This is a genomic window from Waltera acetigignens (genome assembly GCF_025567015.1).
In the GTDB taxonomy this organism is placed as follows: Bacteria; Bacillota; Clostridia; order Lachnospirales; family Lachnospiraceae; genus Acetatifactor; species Acetatifactor acetigignens.
The window spans coordinates 177,293-201,799 of sequence record NZ_JAOQJO010000001.1 but is presented as its reverse complement, the minus strand read 5'-3'; the positions used below and the strand labels follow the sequence as shown (position 1 = coordinate 201,799).

20 protein-coding genes and 1 riboswitch are annotated in these 24,507 nt (G+C 49.1%); of the genes, 1 reads left to right on the top strand and 19 read right to left on the bottom strand.

All coding sequences use genetic code 11. From position 1 onward, the window contains the following. Positions 1 to 217: 217 nt before the first annotated feature. The 4 genes from dapB to OCV96_RS00935 form a co-directional block, all read right to left on the bottom strand. Positions 218 to 982: a 4-hydroxy-tetrahydrodipicolinate reductase gene (dapB, locus tag OCV96_RS00950; protein ID WP_262593259.1), complete on the bottom strand. Its 765-nt coding sequence runs from the start codon at positions 980 to 982 to the stop codon at positions 218 to 220. 164 nt (positions 983 to 1,146) lie between these two features. After that, a complete protein-coding gene (gene dapA, locus OCV96_RS00945) occupies positions 1,147 to 2,031 on the bottom strand; it encodes a 4-hydroxy-tetrahydrodipicolinate synthase (RefSeq protein WP_022313500.1) in 885 nt (294 codons plus the stop codon). Between the two features lie 59 nt (positions 2,032 to 2,090). Further along, positions 2,091 to 2,267, bottom strand: a riboswitch (Lysine riboswitch). A gap of 36 nt (positions 2,268 to 2,303) precedes the next feature. Continuing rightward, complete coding sequence (locus OCV96_RS00940) at positions 2,304 to 2,801, bottom strand: cob(I)yrinic acid a,c-diamide adenosyltransferase (RefSeq protein ID WP_118502776.1); 498 nt, start codon at positions 2,799 to 2,801, stop codon at positions 2,304 to 2,306. 111 nt (positions 2,802 to 2,912) lie between these two features. Further along, complete coding sequence (locus tag OCV96_RS00935) at positions 2,913 to 3,566, bottom strand: single-stranded DNA-binding protein (protein ID WP_022313502.1); 654 nt, start codon at positions 3,564 to 3,566, stop codon at positions 2,913 to 2,915. A 286-nt stretch (positions 3,567 to 3,852) separates the two neighbouring features. Here OCV96_RS00935 and typA point away from each other — a divergent pair, with 286 nt between their 5' ends. Beyond that, positions 3,853 to 5,691 (top strand): translational GTPase TypA, encoded by a 1,839-nt coding sequence (gene typA, locus OCV96_RS00930; RefSeq protein WP_227061505.1) that lies wholly within the window; start codon positions 3,853 to 3,855, stop codon positions 5,689 to 5,691. A 515-nt stretch (positions 5,692 to 6,206) separates the two neighbouring features. Here typA and OCV96_RS00925 read toward each other — a convergent pair. The 15 genes from OCV96_RS00925 to OCV96_RS00855 all read right to left on the bottom strand — a co-directional run bounded on the left by OCV96_RS00925 (position 6,207) and on the right by OCV96_RS00855 (position 24,499). Continuing rightward, the gene (locus tag OCV96_RS00925; protein ID WP_227061507.1) at positions 6,207 to 6,869 is read right to left on the bottom strand and encodes an InlB B-repeat-containing protein; all 663 of its coding nucleotides are present in this window, start codon (positions 6,867 to 6,869) and stop codon (positions 6,207 to 6,209) included. Between the two features lie 182 nt (positions 6,870 to 7,051). Further along, a complete protein-coding gene (locus OCV96_RS00920) occupies positions 7,052 to 8,155 on the bottom strand; it encodes a galactose/methyl galactoside ABC transporter permease MglC (protein ID WP_262593258.1) in 1,104 nt (367 codons plus the stop codon). Between the two features lie 12 nt (positions 8,156 to 8,167). After that, on the bottom strand, positions 8,168 to 9,667 hold the full coding sequence (locus OCV96_RS00915) for a sugar ABC transporter ATP-binding protein (RefSeq protein ID WP_117464867.1): 1,500 nt from the start codon (positions 9,665 to 9,667) through the stop codon (positions 8,168 to 8,170). A 75-nt stretch (positions 9,668 to 9,742) separates the two neighbouring features. Continuing rightward, on the bottom strand, positions 9,743 to 10,837 hold the full coding sequence (locus tag OCV96_RS00910) for a galactose ABC transporter substrate-binding protein (protein WP_117464866.1): 1,095 nt from the start codon (positions 10,835 to 10,837) through the stop codon (positions 9,743 to 9,745). Between the two features lie 303 nt (positions 10,838 to 11,140). Further along, a complete protein-coding gene (locus OCV96_RS00905; protein WP_022313672.1) occupies positions 11,141 to 12,124 on the bottom strand; it encodes a substrate-binding domain-containing protein in 984 nt (327 codons plus the stop codon). Further along, entirely contained in the window at positions 12,121 to 13,839 is a 1,719-nt protein-coding gene (locus tag OCV96_RS00900; protein WP_262593257.1) for a cache domain-containing sensor histidine kinase, read from the bottom strand. The genes OCV96_RS00905 and OCV96_RS00900 overlap by 4 nt, the downstream gene beginning before the upstream one ends. Before the next feature lie 3 nt (positions 13,840 to 13,842). Beyond that, positions 13,843 to 15,402 carry a response regulator gene (locus tag OCV96_RS00895; RefSeq protein WP_022313670.1) on the bottom strand — a complete coding sequence of 520 codons (1,560 nt, stop codon included), beginning with the start codon at positions 15,400 to 15,402 and terminating at the stop codon, positions 13,843 to 13,845. Between the two features lie 22 nt (positions 15,403 to 15,424). Beyond that, a complete protein-coding gene (locus tag OCV96_RS00890; protein WP_227732917.1) occupies positions 15,425 to 17,557 on the bottom strand; it encodes an ATP-dependent helicase in 2,133 nt (710 codons plus the stop codon). Next, positions 17,554 to 18,087: an NUDIX hydrolase gene (locus OCV96_RS00885; RefSeq protein ID WP_118668288.1), complete on the bottom strand. Its 534-nt coding sequence runs from the start codon at positions 18,085 to 18,087 to the stop codon at positions 17,554 to 17,556. The genes OCV96_RS00890 and OCV96_RS00885 overlap by 4 nt, the downstream gene beginning before the upstream one ends. Before the next feature lie 49 nt (positions 18,088 to 18,136). Then, positions 18,137 to 18,274, bottom strand: coding sequence for a hypothetical protein (locus tag OCV96_RS00880; protein ID WP_172594758.1), 138 nt, complete (start codon positions 18,272 to 18,274; stop codon positions 18,137 to 18,139). A 71-nt stretch (positions 18,275 to 18,345) separates the two neighbouring features. Further along, a complete protein-coding gene (spoIVB, locus tag OCV96_RS00875) occupies positions 18,346 to 19,698 on the bottom strand; it encodes a SpoIVB peptidase (RefSeq protein WP_262593256.1) in 1,353 nt (450 codons plus the stop codon). A 110-nt stretch (positions 19,699 to 19,808) separates the two neighbouring features. Continuing rightward, complete coding sequence (locus OCV96_RS00870) at positions 19,809 to 20,552, bottom strand: DeoR/GlpR family DNA-binding transcription regulator (protein WP_022313666.1); 744 nt, start codon at positions 20,550 to 20,552, stop codon at positions 19,809 to 19,811. Further along, entirely contained in the window at positions 20,546 to 22,198 is a 1,653-nt protein-coding gene (gene ptsP / locus OCV96_RS00865) for a phosphoenolpyruvate--protein phosphotransferase (RefSeq protein WP_262593255.1), read from the bottom strand. The genes OCV96_RS00870 and ptsP overlap by 7 nt, the downstream gene beginning before the upstream one ends. A gap of 37 nt (positions 22,199 to 22,235) precedes the next feature. After that, entirely contained in the window at positions 22,236 to 22,493 is a 258-nt protein-coding gene (locus OCV96_RS00860) for an HPr family phosphocarrier protein (RefSeq protein ID WP_022313664.1), read from the bottom strand. Positions 22,494 to 22,582: 89 nt separating this feature from the next. After that, a complete protein-coding gene (locus tag OCV96_RS00855) occupies positions 22,583 to 24,499 on the bottom strand; it encodes a PTS fructose transporter subunit IIABC (protein ID WP_262593254.1) in 1,917 nt (638 codons plus the stop codon). Positions 24,500 to 24,507: the final 8 nt, after the last annotated feature.

Here is a 24,507-nt window from a genome sequence, read left to right as displayed (position 1 = left end):
GTCTCCGAGTGTGAATTTTTTAGGAAAAGTGATTCATTTGTTCTACTTAACACGGACACGCCTACACGCACCATCCGTAGTGCGGATCGGCTGTCGCAAACATCGTGTTTGCTCCACCCTGTTCTTCAACACTTTTCAAGAAAATGTCAACACTCTGCGACAAACATCATCGTCAAGGCATCCATCCACTTCGTCAGTTCATGACTTTACCAGGTAATTACATCGCTGCATTGATAACATCAGACATGTTGTACATGCCGGCGGGCTTGCCTGCCAGGAACTTGGCTGCCTGTACGGCGCCTTTACCGAAGACAGCTTTGGAGTAGGCGGTGTGGGAGAAGGTTACCACTTCGTCTGCCCCGGCGAAGATCACATCATGGTCACCGACGATGGTGCCGCCTCTGACAGAGCTGATGCCAATTTCTTTCTTCGGTCTCTGCTCTCTGCGGTTGCTGCGGTCATAGACATATTCATACTCACCGTTAAATTCCTCGTTGATGGAATCTGCCAGTGCCAGTGCGGTGCCGCTGGGAGCGTCTACCTTCAGATTGTGGTGCTTCTCCACAATCTCCATATCGAAGCCTGCGTTGGCCAGCACTCCGGCAGCTTCTTTCAAAAGCTTTAACATCAGGTTGATACCTAAGGACATATTGGCGGATTTTAAGATGGCCACCTTTTTCGCTGCTTCGTCTACTTTCGCCAGCTGTGCCTCGGACAGACCAGTGGTGCACAGCACGCAGGGAAGATTTTTCTCCACGCAGTAATCCAACAGTTTGTCTACTGCCACGGCTGCGGAGAAATCAATGATTGCATCTGCAGCCACATCACATTTGGTAATATCTGTGAATACAGGGTAGGGATTGTGTCCATCGTCTCTGGCATCGATTCCCGCCACCAGTTCCATATCGGGGTCCGCTGCGATCAGTCCGCTGATCACCTGTCCCATTTTACCGTTACATCCATGCATGATTATTTTTACCATTTTTCTTTTCTCCCATCTATCATGATTTTTGTAATAACGATCCAGCAGCCCTCATATTCATTTGCAAAAGCGCACTATGAATCGTTACTTTTTGAAAAAAGATCCCGCCCATGATAAAAATTTCACAGGCGGGATTCTTCCACTCTTGCTCTCTATTTTCCAGCCTACAGGACACCATAATCCTTCAGGGCTTTTTCAAGCCTCTTGGCATTGGCCTCTTCCATTTCACACAGAGGCATACGGAACGCACCGGCTCCCATTCCCATCATGTTCAGTGCGGTCTTCACAGGGATCGGGTTCACTTCACAGAACAGTGCGTTACACAGATCCATGGCATCTAACTGCATCTGACGGCTGCCTGCCACATCTCCGTCAAAGAACTTCTGGCAGATCTCGTGGGTCTGTGTAGGTGCTACATTGGAAAGTACGGAGATAACTCCGACTCCGCCCAGGGCCAGAATGGGTACGATCTGGTCGTCATTACCGGAATAAATATCCACAACGCCCTGTCCGATGGCTGCCAGGTGAGCGATCTGGCTGATGTTGCCGCTGGCTTCCTTGACACCTACGATGTTCTCCACGTCCTTACACAGCTTCACTACGGTCTCCGGCAGAATATTGCAGCCGGTACGGCTGGGTACGTTATACAGAATAGCGGGAACCTTCACAGAATCCGCAACGGTCTTGAAATGACGATACAGTCCCTTCTGGGTTGCTTTATTATAGTAGGGACTTACCAGCAGAATGCCGTCCACGCCGTATTTCTCCGCTTCCTGAGACAGATATACTGCAGTCTCGGTACAATTGGAACCGGTACCTGCCACTACGGGGATTCTCTTTGCAACTTTGTCCACACAGTATTTGATAGTATCCAGATGCTCCTCATGGGTCAGGGTAGATGACTCACCTGTGGTACCGCATACGATAATAGCATCTGTGCCGTTTGCGATCTGGAATTCGATCAGTTCACCGAATTTCTCATAATTGACAGATCCGTCCTCGTTCATGGGTGTGACGATTGCCACGCCTGCTCCTTTAAAAATAGCCATATGCTTCCTCCATTTGCAAAACGCCAGCGCACAATGGCGCCGGCGCTGATTATCCAAGCTTATTTGATAGCGCCCCATCTGCTCACGAGATGACAGTCATACGCTTCTTAAACGTATGCCCAAGATAACATATACAGGATACCTTATCTTTCGGCGTGTTCCCCTTTCTTCTTCCCTCATCGGTACCTGTTACCTCCGAAAAAATACTCTTGAAAAACGCAACCTCTATCTTCTTAAATATAGTTTTATGATAGCATCAACCCATGTGACTGTCAATCCCAGACCTTGAATTTTACCGTTTCAATCTTGGACACTTCATCCGCCAGAACACAGATCTCATCGTTCAGGGTGATTCCCGTCAGAATCACATCCGTATCTCCCCTGCATTCCAGTAATGCCTTCAGGTCATCTTCCGTAATAATATCCTTCTCCACCAGTCCCAGCACTTCGTCCAGGATCAGCAGATCGCATTCTCCAGTCGTCAGTACTTTCTTGGCAAAGCCGATCCCGTTACGGATGTTCTGGATCTCCTCCTGCTTCTTTTCCTCCGGTAATTCCACGAAATTACCGTCCGATTTCTCGAAACGGAACAGCTTGATCTCCGGCTCCATTCTGCGTAAAAAATCGGAATCCCCCAGTCCCTTTCCCTTCAGGAACTGAATAATAACGACCCTCTTGCCTTCTACCGCTGCCTGTACCGCTCTTCCAATCGCTGCCGGTGATTTGCCTCTGCCATCGCCGGTATAAATATAGATGCATCCTTCTGCCATTCCACACCTCATGGTCTATCTGCGTATCTGACGCTCCCTAGCTGTACACAGTTACTAATATCTATGCATTCTTTTATACCATATATTGTCACTTTTTGCAATCTTTTGTCGTTAGACGATGGATTCCTGCACCTGTGCCTCCTCCAGAAGTTCCAGTTTGCTGACGGATACCTCGAAAGCTACTCTTTTCTCCACATGCTCTTCATCCAGTTTTTTCATATATTCACGGCTCTGGATCCGTCCCCAGATCGCACAGCGCTCTCCTACCTTGAAATGCTCCGCATAACGGGCGTTACGTCCCCAACAGATACAGGGAATATAATCGGATTTTCCGTACGGACGGTTTACTGCCAGCAGCAGATCCGCTATTTCTCTTCCCAACGGTGTCTTACGATACACCGGTTCCTTACATATATATCCATCCAGATAAATCTGGTTCGTCTTCGAACTTTCTTCCATTTCTTCAATAAATTTCACTTCTCTGGCAAACACAGACAACACCAGTCTGTTCTTGCGCTCCTCATGACGATTGTAGGAACGAAACTGTCCGTTCACACACAAAAGCATTCCGACATAGCTGGCTGTCACGTCCAGTAATCTTTCTGAGACCATCACCGGTATAATGTCAAAACTGTCGCTCAGTCTCGTACATTTGATGTCCACCATGTAGAATCCTTCCCCATAGATCTCATGGCTGTAGGAAAAATTGCTTACCACTTCCCCCATCACCGTTACCTGATTGTTTTCAATAACCTTATCTGTCATTTTTGTTCTCCCTTCTACATCTTCTGACTCTTCTACAACAATCTTTATGTATTGCACTACTATTTATACTCTAAAATCCATCGTTTGAGTACTAAAACTCATCGCACAAAAGGGCAAATTACGCACAAAAGGGATTTCTTTTCCATACTTTTTCATATAGAAAACCACCAAAAGCGTTGATTTTCCACGGTTTTTTCTTGCGTCCGGAAATGATAAGTGCTATACTGAAACAGTTTGAAAAAAGATTGAATCAGTTGCACGCATTTTTAGAAAGGCAAGGATTTTTATGAGACAAAAAAGAGAAGATGTCAGAAACGTTGCAATCATTGCTCACGTAGACCACGGTAAAACCACTCTGGTGGATGAGCTGTTAAAACAAAGCGGTGTATTCCGTGAAAATCAGGAAGTTGCTGAGCGTGTCATGGACTCCAACGATATCGAGCGTGAGCGTGGTATCACCATTCTGTCCAAGAACACTGCCGTTATGTATAAGGGTACCAAGATCAACATCATCGACACCCCGGGCCATGCGGACTTCGGCGGCGAGGTAGAGCGTGTCCTGAAAATGGTAAACGGTGTTATCCTGGTGGTGGATGCCTTCGAGGGTGCCATGCCCCAGACCAAATTCGTGCTTCGTAAAGCACTGGAATTAAAGCTTCCCGTTATCGTATGTATCAATAAGATCGACCGTCCCGAAGCAAGACCCGATGAGGTCGTAGACGAGGTACTGGAACTGTTCTTAGAGCTGGATGCGGATGATTCTCAGCTGGATTGTCCTTTCGTATATGCTTCCGCAAAGGCCGGTATTGCCTCTCTGGATGCTGACGAAATGGGTACTGATATGGAACCTCTGTTTGAGACCATTTTAAACTACATCCCCGCTCCCGAAGGAGATCCGGATGCGGCTACCCAGGTACTGATCAGTACCATTGATTATAATGAATATGTAGGACGTATCGGTGTCGGTAAAGTAGACAACGGTACCATCCGTGTAAACCAGGATGTGGTCATCTGTAACCACCACGATCCCGACAAGATCATCAAGACCAAGGTCAGCAAGCTGTACGAGTTCGACGGTCTGAATAAAGTAGAAGTCAAAGAAGCTGGCATCGGTTCCATCGTTGCGATCTCCGGCATCAGTGAGATCCACATCGGTGACACCCTCTGCTCTCCCGAAAATGTGGTTCCCATTCCTTTCCAGAAGATCAGTGAGCCTACCATTGCCATGCAGTTCATGGTAAACGATTCTCCTCTGGCCGGTCAGGAAGGTAAATTCGTTACTAGCCGTCACCTGCGTGACAGACTGTTCCGTGAGTTGAATACCGATGTTTCCTTACGTGTGGAAGAGACCGAGTCCGCCGACCGTTTCAAGGTATCCGGCCGTGGTGAGCTGCATCTGTCCGTACTGATCGAGAATATGCGTCGTGAAGGCTTTGAGTTTGCAGTAAGTAAGGCTGAGGTTCTGTATCATACCGATGAGAACGGCAAGAAGTTAGAACCTATGGAGCTGGCTTACATCGATGTTCCCAATGAATTTGCCGGTGCTGTTATTGAGAAGCTTGGTCAGAGAAAAGGTGAACTTCGTAACATGGGTTCCATTTCCGGCGGCACTTACACCCGTCTGGAGTTCTCCATCCCCGCGAGAGGATTGATTGGTTACCGCGGTGAGTTCATGACCGATACCAAGGGTAACGGTATTCTGAACACCGTATTCGACGACTACGGCCCTTACAAGGGAGATATCCAGTATCGTAAGATGGGTTCCCTGATCGCATTTGAAGCCGGTGAAGCTATCACCTACGGTCTGTACAATGCACAGGAGCGTGGTACTCTCTTCATCGGCCCCGGTGAAAAGGTATACTCCGGTATGGTCATCGGTCAGACCGGACGCAGTGAGGACATCGAGATCAATGTCTGCAAGAAGAAGCAGCTGACCAACACCCGTTCCTCCAGCGCTGACGAAGCTCTGCGTCTGACACCGCCCAAAATCCTGTCTCTGGAGCAGGCTCTGGACTTCATCGATACCGACGAACTGTTGGAAGTAACTCCTACCAACCTGCGTATCCGTAAGAAGATCCTGGATCCGACCATGAGGAAACGTGCCATGATCAATAAGAAAGCTTAAGAAGATTTATAAATAGAACCACCTTCGTGTACTGCCTGCAGTATGTGAAGGTGGTTTTTAACTGGGTTAACAAAGAATCCCAAATGCCCACGGCGAACGGAACATCCTTCCTCGATGTAAGGTCTCCCGGTGGGAATTTTCTGACGAAAAGTGAGTAGCGGTTCTAACCCGTACGGGCACGGCTCCAGTTGCCATCCATGGCAACGTCCGCCTGTCGCGAACGTCCTGTTCGCTCCACCCTGATGTTCAACACTTTTCGAGAAAATATCACCACCTCCCGACAAACATCTTCGGAAGGACATTCCATCCGCCGCGGGCATTCTGCGTTTTGGAAAGCCTGCGAAAAAACAGTAGCCCGCGTTGGGGTAAGGACAAGCAGACTCTAAGCAGCCGTCGGTACTTAGCGAGGGTACTTTCCTCGCTTATGTACCGCTACGGTCTGCGTCCGAAGTGGAAACGGGTCTGCGGTTCTTAGCCCCAATACGGGCTACGGGGATATTTCACTAACTCTTCAGTTAATTCCAGGTGGCTGTCAACACATGCTCCCCGGTCATCTGGACGACGGTGTCTGCGGTAATAATCTGGCCACTGTACTCCCATCCGCCGAAGGTACTGCCCTCTTTTACCGGGGTAGGAAGTTCACCGTAGGTCTCGCCGAAAGTCACCTGTTTGGATTCCACGGTGGAACCGTCGGCACCGGTGCCGCCGTCATAGTCGAATTTCACGGTGAACTGTGCGGGAACCCAGTGAGCGGTCAGAGTCATATCGCCGGTGACTTTCTCCGACTGGAAATACCACAGCACTGTCTCTCCTTCTTTTTCCGTATACCACCCGTCAAAGGTGTAGCCGGGCTTATAAGGGGTCTCGGGCTCTGTAAGGAATTCACCGTAGCGTACCTTCCGGGCTGCCACTTCACTTCCGCCGTCCGTATCGTACACAATGTTGAATCCACCGCGTACCGCGAAGAAAATAATCATTCCCACGATCACCACGATCAGGACACCGATCAGGCCGTCCAGAATGCGGATGGGAACATCCTTGCTTCCGTAAATGCCGCGGCCGAACCATTTTCCTTTCGGACGGATTGCTTCCTCCGGCTGCTGCGTCGTTTCCGACTGCGTGGTGACTTCTGCTGCCTTTTCTTCTGTATTCTCTGTTGTCACTTGTTCCTGATTCATAATTTTTCCTTTTCCTAATCTATCATAAGCAATTTCTATGTGCTGCGCACTCTCGAAATTGCAACCAATATTCGTATTCCGGACTGTCGTCCTTCATACTCATATTGTTTTACTCCCCACGTAGAAAACATCCTTTACCTGCAAGCAGTCACGGATGTTTTCTATGGGGGAGTCTTATGTCATTACTTTCTTACCAGGTACTTTCTCATATCGATTGCGCAGGCAACCAGAATGATGAGTCCTTTGATCACATACTGCATGTTCATGTTGATGGACAGGAAGTTCAGTGCTACGAAGATGATTCTTAAGAGAAATACACCAAGTACGACACCACTGATCTTACCGGTACCACCTACGAAAGAGACACCGCCGATAACGCAAGCTGCAATGGCATCACACTCGTAGTTCAATCCGGTATTTGCTGTGTTGGAACCGATACGGGAAGACTCGATGAAACCGGTCAGACCATACATGGCACCTGCCAGTGTATGTACTAAAATGGTGGTTCTCATTACGTTAACACCGGATACCTTTGCTGCTTCGGGATTGGAACCTACTGCAAACATGTTCTTACCGAAAGTGGTCTTGTTCCAGATGAACCACATGATAACAACGATCAAAGCTGCCAGCCATACATAGTTGGGAATGGCGATTCTCGCGCCGCCGGCATTGAAGGAGATCACGCTTCCCTTTACCACATCGTTGAAGTGCTGATCCAGACCGGACAGAGGCTGACCGTTATTGCCGTTGATCATGATGTACATTAACAGTAAGCCGTATACGATCAACTGGGTAGCCAGAGTTACGATGAAGGGATGCAACTGGAATTTCGCTACGAAGAAACCGTTGACCCATCCCACGATACCGCCGACCAACAGTACGATCAGGATCACCAGAGGGATCGGAAGTACCGGAAGGTTCGGGAACATCTTGGTGGCATAAGTCACGGACTGCATCAGGGATGCCGTGATACATGCGGTCAGTCCTACCACACGTCCTGCGGACAAGTCGGTACCTGTCAATACGATACATCCTGCAATACCACAGGCAATGGGAAGGTTCGCCGCGGACAGGCTGATGATGTTGACAATGGAAGCCGCCGACAGGAAATTGGAGTTCTGGATGTAAGTGTAAATAATTGCTACGATCAGCAGGATGTATAAGGCATTGTTAAGTAAAAATTCTTTCCAATAGGTCTTCTTGTCTCTGCTGTCCAGCTTCTTGTAGTCTGCAAAATTTTGCTTTACGCCGTTTATTTTATTCTGAATTGCTTTGCCGGGATTCATACGCATATCCTCCTATACATATTTTGCAGCAAGAGACATGATCTCTTCCTGTGTCGTATTTTTGGCATCTACTTCTCCTGCCAGCTTACCGCCGCTCATGACAAGAATTCTGTCACATACACCCAACAGCTCCGGCATCTCCGAAGATACCATCAGGACAACTTTGCCCTTATTGGCCAGATCGATGATCAGCTGGTAGATCTCGTACTTTGCACCTACGTCGATACCTCTGGTAGGCTCATCCAGCATCAGCACCTCCGGCTCTGTGAGAAGCCATCTGCCGAGGATAACCTTCTGCTGGTTACCACCGGACAGTGACCGGATCTTCGTCTTCTGGGAAGGTGTCTTGATATGCATGGCATCAATGGCCCATGCAGTGTCCTTCTCCATGGATTTATCGCTCAGATAAAATCCTGCTTTTTTATGTTTCTTCAGACTGGAGATCACCGTGTTCTCCCGGATATTCAGGATTCCGAAGATACCGGTGGCACGACGTTCCTCCGTCAGAAGTGCAAAACCGTTTTTAATGGACTCTCTGGCATTGCGGTTTCTGACCTCTTTGCCGTCCAGTTTGATCACACCGTCTTTTCTGGTGGCCACACCGAAGATATTCTCCAGTGTCTCCGTTCTGCCGCTGCCGTCCAGTCCGGCCAGACCTACGATCTCACCCTTTCGAGCCTTAAAGGATACATCCTGCAGCAAGGAATATCTCGCGCTTAAGTGTTCTACCTCCAATGCCACTTCACCGGGCTTGTTGGTCTTGGGCGGGAACTGGTTGGTCAGTTCACGGCCTACCATCAGTTTGATGATCTTGTCTGTAGTCAGGTTCTGTGCAGGCTCTGTTGCGATCCAGGTACCGTCACGCATGACGGTGACTTCATCTGCGATCCTAAGGATCTCTGCCATCTTGTGAGAAATATAGATAATACCGCATCCTCTGTCACGAAGCATATTGATGATCTTGAACAGATGCTCCACTTCTTCTTCCGTCAGGGATGAAGTAGGTTCGTCAAATACAATGATCTTACTGTTGTAGGATACCGCTTTCGCGATCTCTACCATCTGCCTTTGTGATACCGGCATCGTACTCATGATTCTCTTGGGGTCTACAGCGATCCCCAGTTCTTCAAAAATCTTGTTGGTGTCTTCCAGCATCTTGTGCTCGTTGACCATAATGCCTGCTGTCATGGGATAACGGCCCAGCCAGATATTATCCATGACATTTCTCTTCAGTGCCTGATTCAGTTCCTGGTGAACCATGGCCACTCCATTATTCAGTGCTTCTCTGGAATTTTTGAAATTGACTTCCTTGCCTTCCAGTTCGATCTTGCCTGCATCCTTACTGTAGATGCCGAACAGACACTTCATTAAGGTGGATTTACCGGCGCCGTTCTCTCCCATGAGCGCGTGTACCGTTCCTTTTTTTACGGTAAGGGATACATGATCCAGTGCCTTTACGCCGGGGAATTCCTTGCATATGTCTGTCATCTGAAGTAATACTTCCTGTCCCATACGCATCCTCCTATACATAAAGAGCGGCCGCTGCCAGATGCAGCAGCCGCTTCTTTTATTTACTTGTTATTCAGATCATTCTCCGGTGTAAGTAGCGTAAGGGATGTAGATCTTGTTGCTAACCTTCTCAGAGATGTTGAAGCTGTCGGTATCTGCCATCAGATCCTTGCCAGCCTGGATGTTCTTAGCCAGGTAAGCAATACCGTTTGCCATACCTTCTGCATCCTGCTTGATGGTACCGGTCATCTTGCCGTCTGCGATCAGCTGCTTGGCTGCATCAGTTGCATCAACACCGAATACAGGAATGGTGGTGCAGTTGCCATCGCCTAAGTTGTAGCCCTTGTCATTCAGAGCGGAGATAACGCCTTCAGCCATACCGTCGTTGTTGCAGATAACCAGCTCGATCATGTTACCAGCGGACTCATTGTACTGAGACAGGTTGGTGGTCATGTAGTTGTTAGCTGCGGTTGCGGACCAGTTACCGTCCTGGTCAACCTGATACTTATCGGTATTGGATGCATCGAAGTACTCCAGAGCGGGCTTGCCTGCTGCGGTGATCACTGCATCTGCATCTTCTACGCCGTACTGGGTACGATAGATTGCTTCTACGTTACCTAACTGACCCATGAACATTGCGTAGCTGATCTTGCCATCGCCATTCAGATCAATAGCATCGAAGTTGTCTACTACATACTGACCAACCATCTTACCCTGCATATGACCTGCTTCGGGAGCATCGGTTCCAACGAATGCACACTTGTCATAGCTGCCTAATACCTTACCTTCATCCTCATCGGATTCTACCGCACGGTTGAAGAAGATTACAGGGATTCCTGCTGCGCTTGCCTTGTCAACGATGGCCTGGGAAGCGTCTACGGAACCGGATGTTACGATGTTGACGATCAGAAGGTTGGTACCCTGTGCGATAGCGGTATCGATCTGCTCGTTCTGGGTGGTCTGGTTACTGTTGCCGTCATAATTCTGGAACTTGATGCCTGCTTCGGTAAGCGCATTATCCAGTGCAGTACGCACGCTGGAGATGTATGTATCACTGTAGGTGTAATAGAATACTCCTACATTCAACTCTCCCTTTCCTCCGCCGCTCTTTCCGCACGCTACGAGGCTGAGCATCATAATGCCGACCAACAGTAGTGACATGAACTTTTTCATATAAAATACCTCCTTGTTTTGATGAAAATGTATGTGTTTCATCTCTTGATGAGGTAATTATATGGCATCTTGTACATAAAAGATATACAAAATCTTACGCATGGGGTTAAAAAATATACTATTCTGTACACATTTTGTTCATGTTCTGTACATAATTTGTAACTATTCAGAGCCGAAAAGCATTACATAATTTCGTCGAACGCTTGCATTCGTAAGAATTATGTAATGCTTATTCGGCGAAGTAACCACATGAGCAAAAGAATAGCTCTGAAAGAGCGGTTTTGCGAGTGGGGTTCTGAATAGTTACTTTCTCTCTTCAAAAGAGAACAATATCTTCTGGCTCTCCCGCTCGTACATGTTCTCTCTGGTCACAATAGTGGTGGCTGTGTCTATCACGCTGGGGCCGCCGGTCTGTCCGTTGATCAGGTTCGCTGCCGTCTCCACTCCCAGATACCCCATGGCATAGGGGTTCTGCACGATCAGGGCATCCACCTCCCCGGTCTCCAACATTCCCACAGAGACCACATTGGAGTCAAACGCCACCACCTGCGTCCTGTCTCCCCGGTCCAGATCCCGGATGGCCCAGCCCACACCGAGGCTGGTCCATTCGTTAAAGGTCACCACCACATTGATCCTGGAATCCGACAAAAGCATCTCTTTTGCTCCCGCTCTGGCATCCTCCGTGGTGGAAAGGACATTGATGGTGGTAATATCCTTTACTCTCGGGTCCTGCTCCACCGTCTGCCGGAATCCCAGTTCCCGTTGCTGCCCGTTGGCGGAATTCACATCATAATTCACGATACCGATATACAGTTCGTCTTCTCCCACCGCCAGAGCTGCTTCCGCCGCCTTCACACCGGCCTGCAGGTTATTGGTCCCAATGCGGCAGCTTACCATACTGCTGTTGACATCACTGTCAATGACAACGATCTTAATTCCTCTCTGGGCTGCCTGACCGATGATCTCCGCATTGGCATTGTAATCCACCGCAGAGAAAACGATCACATCCACTCCGTCCTCCATGGCCTGCCGCACCATCTCATTCTGGGTCACATAATCTTCTTCCGATTCCGGGCCGTTAAACGTAACATTCAGATTGTATTCCGTAGCCGCCGCCCGGGCACCCGCAAAGACACTTTTAAAAAAGGCGCTCTCCGTGGACTTCACGATCATAGCCACCTGGGTTTTCCCTGTCTCAGCTTCTTTTCCGCAGCCACTCATGCTCATAAGAAGCAGGACACCCGCAGCCAGCAGGGACAGTATTTTTTTCATTTTCTGTTTTCTCATACTTTCTCCCATCCTGCCGCTGCATTTTCTTCCACCTTCGGCATCCGTATGATCACAGTAGTGCCTTCATCCAGTTCGCTTTCTATGGAAAGACCGTACTCTTTTCCGAAATAAATCTTAATCCTGTCGTTGACGTTCTTGATGCCGATGCCAGAATTATCTCCCGGCTCCTTATGAAGGATCGACCGACACTGTTCCTCTGACATACCGACACCGTTATCCTCCACCCGGAAGACCACATCTTCCCCTTCGCTGTAGATGCGGATCAGAATCCGTCCTTCATCCACCATGCGGTCCAGTCCGTGATAGATGGCATTTTCGATAATGGGCTGCAGGGTGATCTTGTTACAGTAATATTGCAGACAGTCCTCTTCCACCTGAAACTCATAGGAAAACTGATTCTTATAGCGGAAATTCTGGATCTTTAAATAGCTTCTGGCATGCTCTACTTCTTTTTCAATGGGGATCAATTCGTGCCCCTTGCTGATACTGATACGAAACAGTTTCGCCAGAGCATTGACCATCTCCACGGCATCCTGACACCTTTCTTCCTCGCAGAGCCACCCGATGGCATCCAACGTATTATATAAGAAGTGGGGATTGATCTGGGCCTGCAGAGCCTTTAACTCCGTTTTGCGCAGGGAAATCTCTTCCTGACGTACCTGCTTCATCAGTTTCTGGATCTTTCTTACCATGTGCTCGTAGGACTGTGACAGTGCCTCGATCTCCGTGGTGCCTTCCACAGGCTGATAAACATATCCCGCAGCATCCTTTTCGAACTCTTCCATAGCCCGGATCAGGCGCTGCACCGGATTGGTCACCAGTCTGGATACCAGAACACTGACCACCATGGTCGTCAGCAGAATGATTGTCAGCATGAAGCAGATGTTTCCCACCAGTTCCATCTCTTTGGCCGTCACCAGTTCACTGATATAGCTGACACCCACCACCTTCCAGTTACAGTTATCCAGCGCCAGGACACTACAGATCAGTTCTTCGGTCTCAAAGGAACCGTTGTGGCTCAGATCCAGTCCCTCCGTGGCTTCCGTCTTAAGACCCGAATACAGCAGCTGCTGTTGGGGATGATAGATGATCTCTCCGTTACTGTCTGTGATAAAGCAGTAGCCATGCTGTCCGATTCCCACATCGTCCACATAATCCGATATTTTGGAGAAACGGATATCAATGACTACCCGCAGCTTCTGTCCGTCTGCTCCGGGAATCTCCTGTAAGACCGATACCACCCAGGGATAATAGTCCTGCAACAGAGATTCCACATGGGGTTCCGACAGATAGAGTACCCCGGGGCTGTAGGAATCCAGTTCGATATAAGACAGATCCTTCAGATAATGTTCCTTCAGAGTATGAGTTCCCGTATGGGAATCCACCAGCTTCCCCTGCTCATCATAGATATAGACCGCCACCAGATCCGACCGGACACTGCAAAGAGTCTCCAGTGTCTGCCCGGTACTTCCGCCGCTCTTTGTCAGATCCTTCTCGATCAGACTCATGATCTCCTGCATATCTCCGATGTAGTTAGAAATGGTATTGGAAGCCTGAGTCACCGCCTGTTCACTGCTGGTATGTGCCGCCTGTTTCATACTTCCGACATAAAGAGAAAAAAAGTAAAAAGTGGACCACAACAAAAACAGGGTAACCAGTCCCACCACTAATGTCGTAATGATAAAAGAAAGGGACGTTTTTTGCTTCTTCATATCTTATTCTTTCTCCTGTCGCATGGCATTGGGAGATACCCCGCAATACTTTTTAAAGCAGTAGCTGAAATAATGCTGATCGCTGTAACCGCAGCGCTCCGCAATCTCCCGCATCTTCATGGAACTGCCCAGTACCAGTTCCCTTGCCGTTTCGATCCTCTTTTTCGTCAACAGATCCACGAAGCTTGACCCGGTCTCTTTTTTGATCAGGGCACTCAGGTAATTGGGGCTCACATGAATGCTGTTGCTGACGCCCACCAGAGACAGGGACGGATCCCCATACTCCTTGTCGATGATCTGCATGGCCTTTTCACACAGGATCTGGCTGCTCTTTTTCTTGCCCGCATTGACCAGTTCCCATACTTCCAGGCAAAGTGCCGTGAAACGATCCCTGGATTCCCGTATCGGACCTTCCAGCATGGCAAAACGCTGGAGCAGGGCGGAATCTTCTGTCACCGTATAGGCAATGCGGATCAGCGCCGAGGACATCCGGAAGATCAGGAATTTGCATTTCAGGGCAGCATCCTGCTGCACCTCCAGTTTGCCGAATACATCCTTCAGATAGTTTTCCAGTTCCTCTCGGGAACCACCACGGATCAGATTCTCCATCTGAGTAACACATTCCGCCGCCAGCTCCATGTCCATGGTGTTATCCCGCTCTTCATCGGCAATATAATGGATGCCGCTCTCTCCCGGAGTGCAATATCCCAATGCACTCATAGCTCCTCTGTAGGCCTCGTGGCATTCTCCCAGATGTTCTCTGATACGGCTGACACCGATATGACAATGCATTTTCAGAATGCGTTCCGTACTCTGTACCATCTCTCCCACGGCAATATGCAGATACCGGTCGAAGGTCGACGTGGTGGCCGCCAGCACTGCAATGATCCTGCCGTCCATGGCAAAAGAATAATGCTTCATATATTTTTGCAGTATCATATCCACGGAATGTACCAGTTCCGGTCTCGTACGGTTCTTCCCGTTGGTATCCTCCACCGTGATGGCCAGCACCGCATACTGAAAGGCATTATTACGATCCTTCAAAAAGCCGTTGCCAACCGCCTGTTCCTGTAAAAGTTCCTCCCGGTCCTGCCCCTCAAAGCTGGCATAATCATCTAGCAAAAGGGGCAGAAAAAACTGTTGCAGATCCGGATTATCATGTTTTCTGGCATCAAATTCCGCAAAGATTCCGTCGATCTTAAGCTTGATCTTCTTCAGTTCTTCCGTCAGATCCACCATAGTGATAGGTTTCAACATATAACTGATGATATTGTACTGGATGGCCTGCTGGGCATAAGAAAATTCATCGAAGCCGCTTAAGAAGGCGATCTGTGTGGTAGGACGTACCTCTCTGACCTGTCTTGCCAGCTCGATTCCGGAGACAAAAGGCATCCGGATATCCGTAAGCAGCAGATCCGGTTCCATCCTCTCCACCAGTTCCAAAGCTTCGATGCCGTTCTCCGCTTCCCCCACGACTTGAAATCCGATGCTCTCCCAGTCGATCTTCCTTATGATTGCTCTGCGTAATTCCTCTTCGTCATCTGCCACTACGATTGTATACATTGCTGTCCCTCTCTGGTATGTATTATTTTAAGGTAAGTATCTTCCCGGAAAACGCAATGGGAAGGGATATTTTTCTGGTACTGTTTTCGCCTGCAAACAGAATCTGGGCAATGCCGTCAGCCGATACGGACGCAATCCTGCCGGTTCCGTATTTCTGATGCTGTACTTCCCGTCCGGACTCACAGGCTGCGATGCAGGCCTCCACTTCCCGTGGCGGCAGCTTCTGCACCTTTTTGTCCGGTGTCTTTAGCAGCGAGCCTCTGATCCCGACAGCCGTACCGGTCTTTCTTACAGCGTTTAACGGCTTCGTTTTCTCAAACACTTCTCCTGAAAAAGCAGAGGTCAGATTCGGTCCAAAGGTAAATACATACAGCTGTTCCTTCGCTCTCGTCATTCCCACATAATAAAGCCTTCTCTCTTCCTCATAGGCATTGGCCTCCGGGGAATCCGGTACACAGCCCCTCCCCGGAATCTGGGAAGGGATCACTCCCGCCAGCATATCCGCCAGATACACTCTTGTGTATTCCAGTCCCTTGCTGGAATGGATCGTGGACAGGATAAAATTACTCTTCGGATCCCCGTAGCCCTCTCGCATCATCTCCTGCAGCTTCTGTAATCTTGCAGGGAAATCAAACAGGCTGTTCTCCTGATCTCCCAGGGCCTTTAATATATCCGCCTTGCCACTGTCCAACCCGTGGGTATCCATGAATTCCTGATATCCCATATAATTCAGGATCCGGTAGATAGCTTTTCCTGCTGACTCATACCGCATATTGTCCAGATGGGTAGCCAGTGCCTTGCACTGTTTTCTGGTGTAAACGGATACCTCATCCATTTCCGCCACCGTATCCAACAGTGTCAGTCGTCTGGTATTGGCATCCACCGCCTCCATGGCCGCCTTTTTGCTGATACCGGCTCCCATTTTGTAATAGATCCGAAGAAATGCCTCCCCATCCCATGGATCCAGAGACAACTGAATAAAATCACAGATATCGTTGACCACCGGATGGGAAAAGAAGGTCATATCCGAATTTTTCACCCGGCAGGACAATCCTTTACGTTCCAACAGATCAATGATGGGAAGTGCACTTTCGTTATTCCGGTATAATACTGCCGTCTCCTGTTCACAGTCCTGGGCTACTTTCAGCAGATAATTGTACTGTCCCTGTCTGGATACTGCCTTGATCTCTGTAACGCAGCCACCACCTTCTCTGGCCGCGGTCATCTTCTTCGGATGTCTGTTTTTATTCTTCTGGATCAGAGTATCCGCCGCCCGGACGATCTCCTGCCTGCTGCGGTAATTGGTCTCCATGAGAAGGATCCCTGCTCCCGGGTGTCTGTCCTCAAAGGAGACAAGTGCCTGCGGGTAAGCTGCCCGGAAGCCGTAGATACTCTGGTCTTCATCTCCCACCATAAACAGATTCCGGCTCTGCGCCGCCAGCAGGTCGATCATATCATGCTGTATTTTCGAAGTATCCTGCGCTTCATCCACACAGAAATACCGATACTGCTCCCTGAAATGTGCAAGTACCTCAGGATACTGTTCCAGAATTCTGAGGGCGTAGATCATCTGATCATCGTAATCGATCATCTGCATCTGCCTGAGTTTCGCATTATAAGTACGGAATATCTCCGGGAATTTCTCCACATCCGTGTCCATATCCCGGATTTTCTCCGGTGTCAGACGCATATTTTTCGCATAGGTGATATCCAGCTGGGTCTCTTTGATATCATTTTCCGTGGCGTATTTCCCCGTTACTTCCAGAAAAGACTGTTTGACGGCCGCCGAGGCTTCCTTATCTGCCACCTGAAAAGGCGTTTTCCCGGTACGGTAGGCAAAATATTGCAGTACCTTCTGGGAGATGCCGTTGATGGTGCGAAACTCCAGCCGCTCTGCATCCGCTTCTCCGAACATCCCCGCAAACCGCCTGCGCATATCATTCGTTGCCGCCACCGTATAGGTCACTGTCAGGATCGACTCCGGTGTTATTCCCAGGCAATAGATCATATAGCCCAGTCTGCTGACCAGTACGGTGGTCTTACCGCTTCCTGGAACCGCAAGAAGCAGTACCGGACCTTCCGTAGCCTGTACCGCCTGCATCTGCTGTTCGTTTAACTGTATGTGATAGTTCCGTACAAATTCCGTAAAATTCAATTCATTGTCCCACTTTCCGCCTCCGGCATTTTTCTGCCTTCCTTTGTTGCTATCGGCTCACCGTCCAGTACTGCATCCAGAAGGATACCATTCTCATCGTAAGACAGTTTTAAGGAGAAAAAGGGGCGGTTCTCACGAAGCAGCCGGAAAAAGATCTTGTCCCCTTCCCAGAGATCCAGTTCCTCCACCTTATTGATCTCCACCCATTCCAGTGCTCCTTCGTCACACTCCCTCGGTTCCCCCGTAAATCCATCCGCCGTATACAGGCACATATACTCACAGACGTCCCGGTATAAAAAGGTGATGATTCCCCGGAACCGGTAGGCCGTCAGAGTATATCCTGTCTCTTCCTTTACTTCCCGGAGCACACAGTCCTCCGGGCTTTCGTCCGCCTCGAAATGACCACCCACGCCGATCCATTTGTCTTTGTTAATGTCATTTTCCTTCTTCACCCGGTGAAGCATCAGATATTTTCCGTCCTGCTCGATATAGCAGAGCGTGGTCAGATTTCTGAGCTGCTGTATACTCATTTTCTTTCTCCTCTATATCCCTATCCTCTGAAAAATCTGTCCAAAATTATTATTTCTTACAATGTTCCGCAATGGCTGCGATCGCTTTCTCCATCTGGAACGGTTCCGCCAGATGTGCATTCCTTCCGGCGGTCAGACATTTCTTCGCATCTTCTTCATACGTCAGCGCATTTTCCCTATTCCTCACATTACAAATCCATTTTTGCATTTGAATGTATATTTAATTTATTTTACCATGTTAACTGCCGGACGGCAACCTTATTGCTCCAGCATATTCTCAATAAAAATCCCATATCCTCTGGTACTGTCCTGCACGAGAACATGGGTGACGGCCCCTACGAATTTACCGTTCTGGATGATAGGTGCACCGCTCATTCCCTGGACGATTCCTCCGGTCAGGGCGATCAGGTCAGAATCTGTGACTTTCAGTTCGATTCCCCGGTTCACGTTGTCATGATCAAGATGAATGTCGGTGATCTCGATATCATAGTATCTGGTGGTGCCATCTACGGTACACAAAATCTGCGCCGGTCCCTTTCGGATCTCCTGTTTTAATCCAATGGGCATCGCCTCTTCCGTTCCCATTGCCAGTGCTTTGTCATTGCACTTGCCGAAGATTCCCCGGACACTGTTGCCGGTAATATCCCCCAGAATCCTGTCATCAGAATAGACGATCATTCCCGTCATTTCCCCCGGATGCCCGGCCGTTCCCTTCTGAATGGAGATGATCTCCGTCTGGTACAGGGTTCCGTCATTCATTTCCATCAGGTTGCTGGTGTCCACATCATTGATTCCATGCCCCAGTGCTCCGAAATTTCCCTGACTGTCAATGTAGGTCATGGTTCCCACACCCTGGGCATTGTCCCTGACCCAGACACCAATCTTATATTTCTTCGTCTGATCCTGTACCGGATCGATTTTAACATCAAAATATTCTTCGCCCCGCCGGATCGTCAAAATCGCTGCTTCTCCATTACCGTTTTCGATCCGGGTGATCAGATCATCCTTGTCCGCCACTTCCGTGCCGTTCAGTTTCACCACATAATCGCCGCTTTTCAAAATATGTTCCGCCGGAGCCACCTTCTCCCCGTTGACAGAACGGAACTCTCCGGTACCTATGACCATTACCCCTTCGGTCTTGACATAGATTCCGATGGGAACACCTACCGGGATCAGCTGCTGATCCTCGATCACCCGGATCCCCACCTGCTTAAAAGGCAGGATCCCGAACAGCTTCACCTGCATCTCAAGGCTGTCCGTCATTCCGGTCTTCATAGTCACCGGCTGACTCAGATCCAGTGTCACGGCACCTTGGGGAATATTACTGGTTCCCTGTTCACTGACACTTAAAATCTCACCTTTTGCGGGAATATCCAGTGCCAGTGATTCCTCCGATTCCGCCCGCATATAAATAACAGAAGGAATACTGCTGTCCACCAGATAATAGCTGTAGCCAAAGAGTCCCATACCGGCCAGGATAAGGGCAGCACAAAGGCAGGCCCGGTAAATCCGCAGTCTGCGCACCTTCTGTTTCCAGAGCTGCAAAATGATGACTGCATCTTCTCCTGCCTGCCTTTTTACTTTTTCCGTTTCCGTAATCCATAGCTTCATACACATTCCCCCACTGAACTTCTGTCATTGCTGTATAGGGTATAGTGTACGTCACATTCCTATTTTTAATCTGTGATCACCGGGATTTGCGGTTTACAGTTTTCTCCAGTTTAACCACAAATGACCACATTCCCACTGCTTTTATATTCCTCTGGGCAGTCGTCCGTCAGAATCGTTCCGCTCTGAAACGCCCCGAAGGTCACAGAGCTGACATTTCCGAACTTAGAATGATCTGCCAGAATAAAACATTCTCTGCATTGTCCCATGGCAGTCTTTTTCACCATGGCCTCATTCATATCCGGTGTGGTCAGGCCACTCTGCCTGCTGATCCCGTTGGTTCCAAAAAAGCCTTTGGTAAAATGATAGCTCTGTAAATTCATCAGTGCCTGATTGCCTACCACAGCCTCCGTGGAGCCTTTTAATTCACCGCCGACCAGATACACGCGGAATCCTGCCGCTGCCAGTGTCTTGGCATGCGCTACCGCATTGGTCACAAAGGTGGCACTTTTCTCTGTCAGATAAGAAAGCATACTTGCTGTGGTCGTACCTGCATCCAGATAGATAAAATCCTCCGGCTGGATCAGTGCTGCCGCTTTGGCAGCCACCAGCTGTTTGGCTTCCACATTGACTTCTGCCTTCTGTTCCACCGTGGGTTCATGTGTTATCACCGTCCGGTCACATGCCACAGCACCTCCAAAGACCTTTACCAGCTTCCCGGCATTATGCAATGCTGTGATGTCCCGGCGTACCGTGGATTCCGACGTATTTAACAGATCTTTTACCTCGGCCACCGTAATGCTGTTTTTTTCTTCCAATAATTTCAGAATGATCTCATAACGTTGTTCTGTCAGCATAAATTGTTATTTTCTCTTTCCTTTGTCACATCTGTCTCCAGTATGATCTTACGCACGGGAAGAATACTTCCGGGAGACATGGATAATTCATCCACACCCATTGCAAGGAAACGTCTGGTCAACGATGTATCTGCACCCAGTTCTCCGCAGATGCCAGCCCAGATTCCGGCCTTATGCGCATTTTCCACGACCATCTGTATCATACGCAGCACTGCGGGATGATGCGGATCATAAAATGCATCCAGCTTCGGATTCTGCCTGTCGATGGCCAGTGTGTACTGGGTCAGATCGTTAGTACCGATACTGAAGAAATCCACTTCCTTCGCCAGCTCTGCACTCATCATGACAGCAGCCGGTGTCTCGATCATAATACCCTGCTTCGGTTCTCCGAAAGCCACACCCTGTTCTGTCAGTTCCTGTTTTACCTCCGCCACAATTTCTTTGATCCGGTGGACTTCTTCCACGCTGATGATCATGGGATACATAATGGAGCTATTACCAAATGCGCTGGCGCGGAACAGTGCACGGAGCTGTGTCTTGAAGATCTCCGGTCTGGTCAGACAGATACGGATGGCACGGCATCCCATGGCCGGATTTTCCTCCGGCTCCATTTCGAAGTAATCGCACTTCTTGTCTGCACCGATGTCCAGTGTACGGATGATCACAGGCTTTCCCGCCATGGTCTCCGCCACAGTGCGGTAGATCTGAAACTGTTCTTCCTCGGTAGGGAAGGTTTCTCTCTCCAGATATAAAAACTCACTGCGGAACAGGCCGATGCCGCCGGCATCGTTCTGCAATACGGCCGCCAGATCTTTGCTGTTACCTATATTAGCATAGAGCATGATCTTCTTACCGTCAATAGTGATATTTTCACGTCCCTTTAAGGTCTGGAGCAGTTCTTTCTTCTCCTGCTCCTCCTGCTTTAGCTGCTGCATTTTCGACAGAGTATCTTCATCGGGATCCACATAGATGCAGCCGTTTCGTCCGTCCACGATACCAAGTTTTCCGTCTATGGCATCGGTCAGAGGGATATCGGTGCCGATCAGTGCCGGAATGCTCATGGTGCGGGCCAGGATCGCCGTATGGGAATTCACGGATCCATGTACCGTTACAAAGGATAATACCAGATCCTTGTTCAACTGTACCGTCTCGGAGGGTGCCAGGTCGTCTGCCACAATGATCACGGGTTCTTCCGATGCCGCCATGCCTGCCGTTCTGCCACCCAGCACGCTTAATACGCGCTCGGAAATGTCTTTGACATCCGCAGATCTGGCTCTCATGTAGTCATCCTCCATGGAGGCAAACATCTGTGCAAAATTGTCTCCGGTGGAAGCCACCGCATACTCTGCATTCACCTGCTGCATATGAATGATGTTCTCAATGGATTCATTGTAATCATCATCCTCCAGCATCATCTGATGAATCTCGAAAATAGCTGCATTGGCTTCTCCCACTTCTTTCAAGGCTTTCTGGTACAGATTCTGCAGCTGCTCCATGGCGGTTTGTCTGGCCTGTCTGTAACGAGCGATCTCCAGGTCGGGATTCTCGATCTTCACACGCTTTACCTGCTGCTCATCCTTCTTATGAACACTGATCCTGCCAATGGCAATTCCGCCGAATACACTTTTTCCCTGGTAGACTTCCATGACTTTTCTCCTCTCCTGACGATAATATTATGATTACTTAGAGGTTTGCTTTCACAAATTCCGTAACAGCTGCATAAGCTGCTTCCTCATCCTCACCGTCGAAGGTCAGGGTGATCTCGTTGCCGGCCTTAACAGCCAGACCCATGATGCCGAAGATTCTCTTGCAGTCTCCGGTCTTGCCGTCCTTGGTCAGAGTGATGGCACTCTGGAATTCCTTTGTTGCCTTTACCAGTTCTCCTGCTGGGCGAGCATGGATACCTTCGGGATCTGTGATAACATATTTAAATTCTTTCATTTTCTTATCTCCTTTTCTGATTTTTTATATTACGGTAACTATTCAGCACCCACATTCGCAAAACCGCTCTTTCAGAGCTTCCCTTTTGCTCATGTGGTTACTTTTTTCTTCAATACACCCAACAGCAGTGCGGACACTACCGTACCTGCCACCAGTGCCACCAGATACATCACTGCGTTACCTACTACAGGGAATACGAAAATTCCACCGTGAGGTGCCATCAGTGTGCAGTGGAATGCCATGGACAGGGCGCCTGCCAGTGCCGAACCGATGATGCAGGAAGGAAGCACATGCAGAGGATCGGATGCTGCAAAAGGAATCGCACCTTCGGTGATGAACGCCAGGCCCATGATGAAGTTGGTGGGACCTGCGTCTCTCTCTTCCTTGGTGAATTTATTCTTGAATAACAGGGTTGCCAGTGCAATGGCACAGGGAGGAGTCATACCTCCGATCATAACAGCTGCCATGATGTCATAATTGCCTGCAGCGATCGCTGCCGTTCCGAATACATAAGCTGCCTTGTTGAAAGGACCACCCATGTCAATCGCCATCATGCCGCCCAAGATCAACCCCAGTACAACTCGGCTGGAATCACCCATTCCACTTAAGAAATTGTTCAATCCGGTATTGATACCGCCCATGATCGGTTCTACCACGAAGTTCATTGCCAGTCCCATGATCAGGATACCCACTACCGGGTAGATCAGTACCGGTGCCAGCTTTTCAATGGCATCGGGAAGCTTATCGCAGATCTTGCGAAGTCCCAGGATCAGATAGCCTGCCAGGAAACCTGCTACCAGTGCACCCAGGAATCCGGACTTTCCGTTGGCTGCCAGCATACCGCCTACAAAGCCAAGCGCCAGCGCCGGTCTGTCGCCGATTGCCATACCGATGAAGCCCGCCAGTACCGGAAGCATCAGACCGAATGCCACGCCGCCGATATTCTTGAACATTGCGGCTATGGGAGTAATCGTACCAAAGTTACTTCTCTGATCTGCGGGAAGTGCATTGATATCAACGTTCAGTCCGTCGATCAGGAATGCAATTGCGATCAGGATACCTCCGCCTACTACAAAAGGAAGCATATGGGATACGCCGTTCATCAGCTGGGTATAGATCTTATGAGCTGCGCTTTCCTTACCGGTTACGGCTGTAGTTGTTTCACTGCTTTCCCCGTGGAAAACTTCCACGTTTCCACTCATTGCCTGTTTTACCAGCTGGTCTGCCTTGCCAATACCGTCGGATACCTGACAGCTGATGACTTTCTTGCCGTTAAAGCGGTCCATGGGTACTTTGGCATCAGCCGCCACGATGATGCAGTCCGCCGCTTCAATCTCTTCTGCAGTCAGTACATTTTTTGCGCCTGCGGAGCCTCTGGTCTCAATCTTAATCTGACAGTCTGCTGCTCTGGCCGCCTTTTCCAATGCTTCTGCTGCCATATAGGTATGAGCGATTCCGGTCGGACAGGAGGTCACTGCCAACAGCTTAAAGCCTTTCTTCTTCTCGGTGGTAATACCGGTATCACTTAATCTGTCATCAATGCTCTTGGCACTTTCATCTGCTGCATCAATGATCTGTAAAAACTCATCTACGCTTTTTGCGTTTCTCAGGGAAGTGGTAAAATTTTCATCCATCAGCATCACGGACAGTTTGCTCAGCACATCCAGATGTACATTATCCTTTGTATTCGGTGCTGCAATCAGGAACAGTAAGGTCACCGGTTCCCCGTCCAGAGATTCATACTCCACACCGTTTTTGATCACCATGGCTGCCAGTCCGGGGGTTTTTACCGCATCACATTTTCCGTGAGGGATCGCAATTCCCTCTCCGATTCCCGTGGTACTCTCTTCCTCTCTTGCATAGACCTGTTCACGATACTTCTCCACATCAGACAGCTTTCCGCTTTTTGCCATCAGTTCCACTGCCAGATCCAATGTTTCCTTTTTGTCAGCCGGTGCCGCATTTAGGGAAATACTATTTTTGTCCAAAAGATCTGTAATTCTCATGTTGTGAC

Bases quoted from the DNA above. Each gene is read 5' to 3' on its own strand.
- dapB (WP_262593259.1), bottom strand. From the start codon at position 982: ATGGTAAAAATAATCATGCATGGATGTAACGGTAAAATGGGACAGGTG.
- dapA (WP_022313500.1), bottom strand. From the start codon at position 2,031: ATGGCTATTTTTAAAGGAGCAGGCGTGGCAATCGTCACACCCATGAAC.
- OCV96_RS00940 (WP_118502776.1), bottom strand. From the start codon at position 2,801: ATGGCAGAAGGATGCATCTATATTTATACCGGCGATGGCAGAGGCAAA.
- OCV96_RS00935 (WP_022313502.1), bottom strand. From the start codon at position 3,566: ATGACAGATAAGGTTATTGAAAACAATCAGGTAACGGTGATGGGGGAA.
- typA (WP_227061505.1), top strand. From the start codon at position 3,853: ATGAGACAAAAAAGAGAAGATGTCAGAAACGTTGCAATCATTGCTCAC.
- OCV96_RS00925 (WP_227061507.1), bottom strand. From the start codon at position 6,869: ATGAATCAGGAACAAGTGACAACAGAGAATACAGAAGAAAAGGCAGCA.
- OCV96_RS00920 (WP_262593258.1), bottom strand. From the start codon at position 8,155: ATGAATCCCGGCAAAGCAATTCAGAATAAAATAAACGGCGTAAAGCAA.
- OCV96_RS00915 (WP_117464867.1), bottom strand. From the start codon at position 9,667: ATGGGACAGGAAGTATTACTTCAGATGACAGACATATGCAAGGAATTC.
- OCV96_RS00910 (WP_117464866.1), bottom strand. From the start codon at position 10,837: ATGAAAAAGTTCATGTCACTACTGTTGGTCGGCATTATGATGCTCAGC.
- OCV96_RS00905 (WP_022313672.1), bottom strand. From the start codon at position 12,124: ATGAGAAAACAGAAAATGAAAAAAATACTGTCCCTGCTGGCTGCGGGT.
- OCV96_RS00900 (WP_262593257.1), bottom strand. From the start codon at position 13,839: ATGAAGAAGCAAAAAACGTCCCTTTCTTTTATCATTACGACATTAGTG.
- OCV96_RS00895 (WP_022313670.1), bottom strand. From the start codon at position 15,402: ATGTATACAATCGTAGTGGCAGATGACGAAGAGGAATTACGCAGAGCA.
- OCV96_RS00885 (WP_118668288.1), bottom strand. From the start codon at position 18,087: ATGAGTATACAGCAGCTCAGAAATCTGACCACGCTCTGCTATATCGAG.
- spoIVB (WP_262593256.1), bottom strand. From the start codon at position 19,698: ATGAAGCTATGGATTACGGAAACGGAAAAAGTAAAAAGGCAGGCAGGA.
- OCV96_RS00870 (WP_022313666.1), bottom strand. From the start codon at position 20,552: ATGCTGACAGAACAACGTTATGAGATCATTCTGAAATTATTGGAAGAA.
- ptsP (WP_262593255.1), bottom strand. From the start codon at position 22,198: ATGGAAGTCTACCAGGGAAAAAGTGTATTCGGCGGAATTGCCATTGGC.
- OCV96_RS00860 (WP_022313664.1), bottom strand. From the start codon at position 22,493: ATGAAAGAATTTAAATATGTTATCACAGATCCCGAAGGTATCCATGCT.
- OCV96_RS00855 (WP_262593254.1), bottom strand. From the start codon at position 24,499: ATGAGAATTACAGATCTTTTGGACAAAAATAGTATTTCCCTAAATGCG.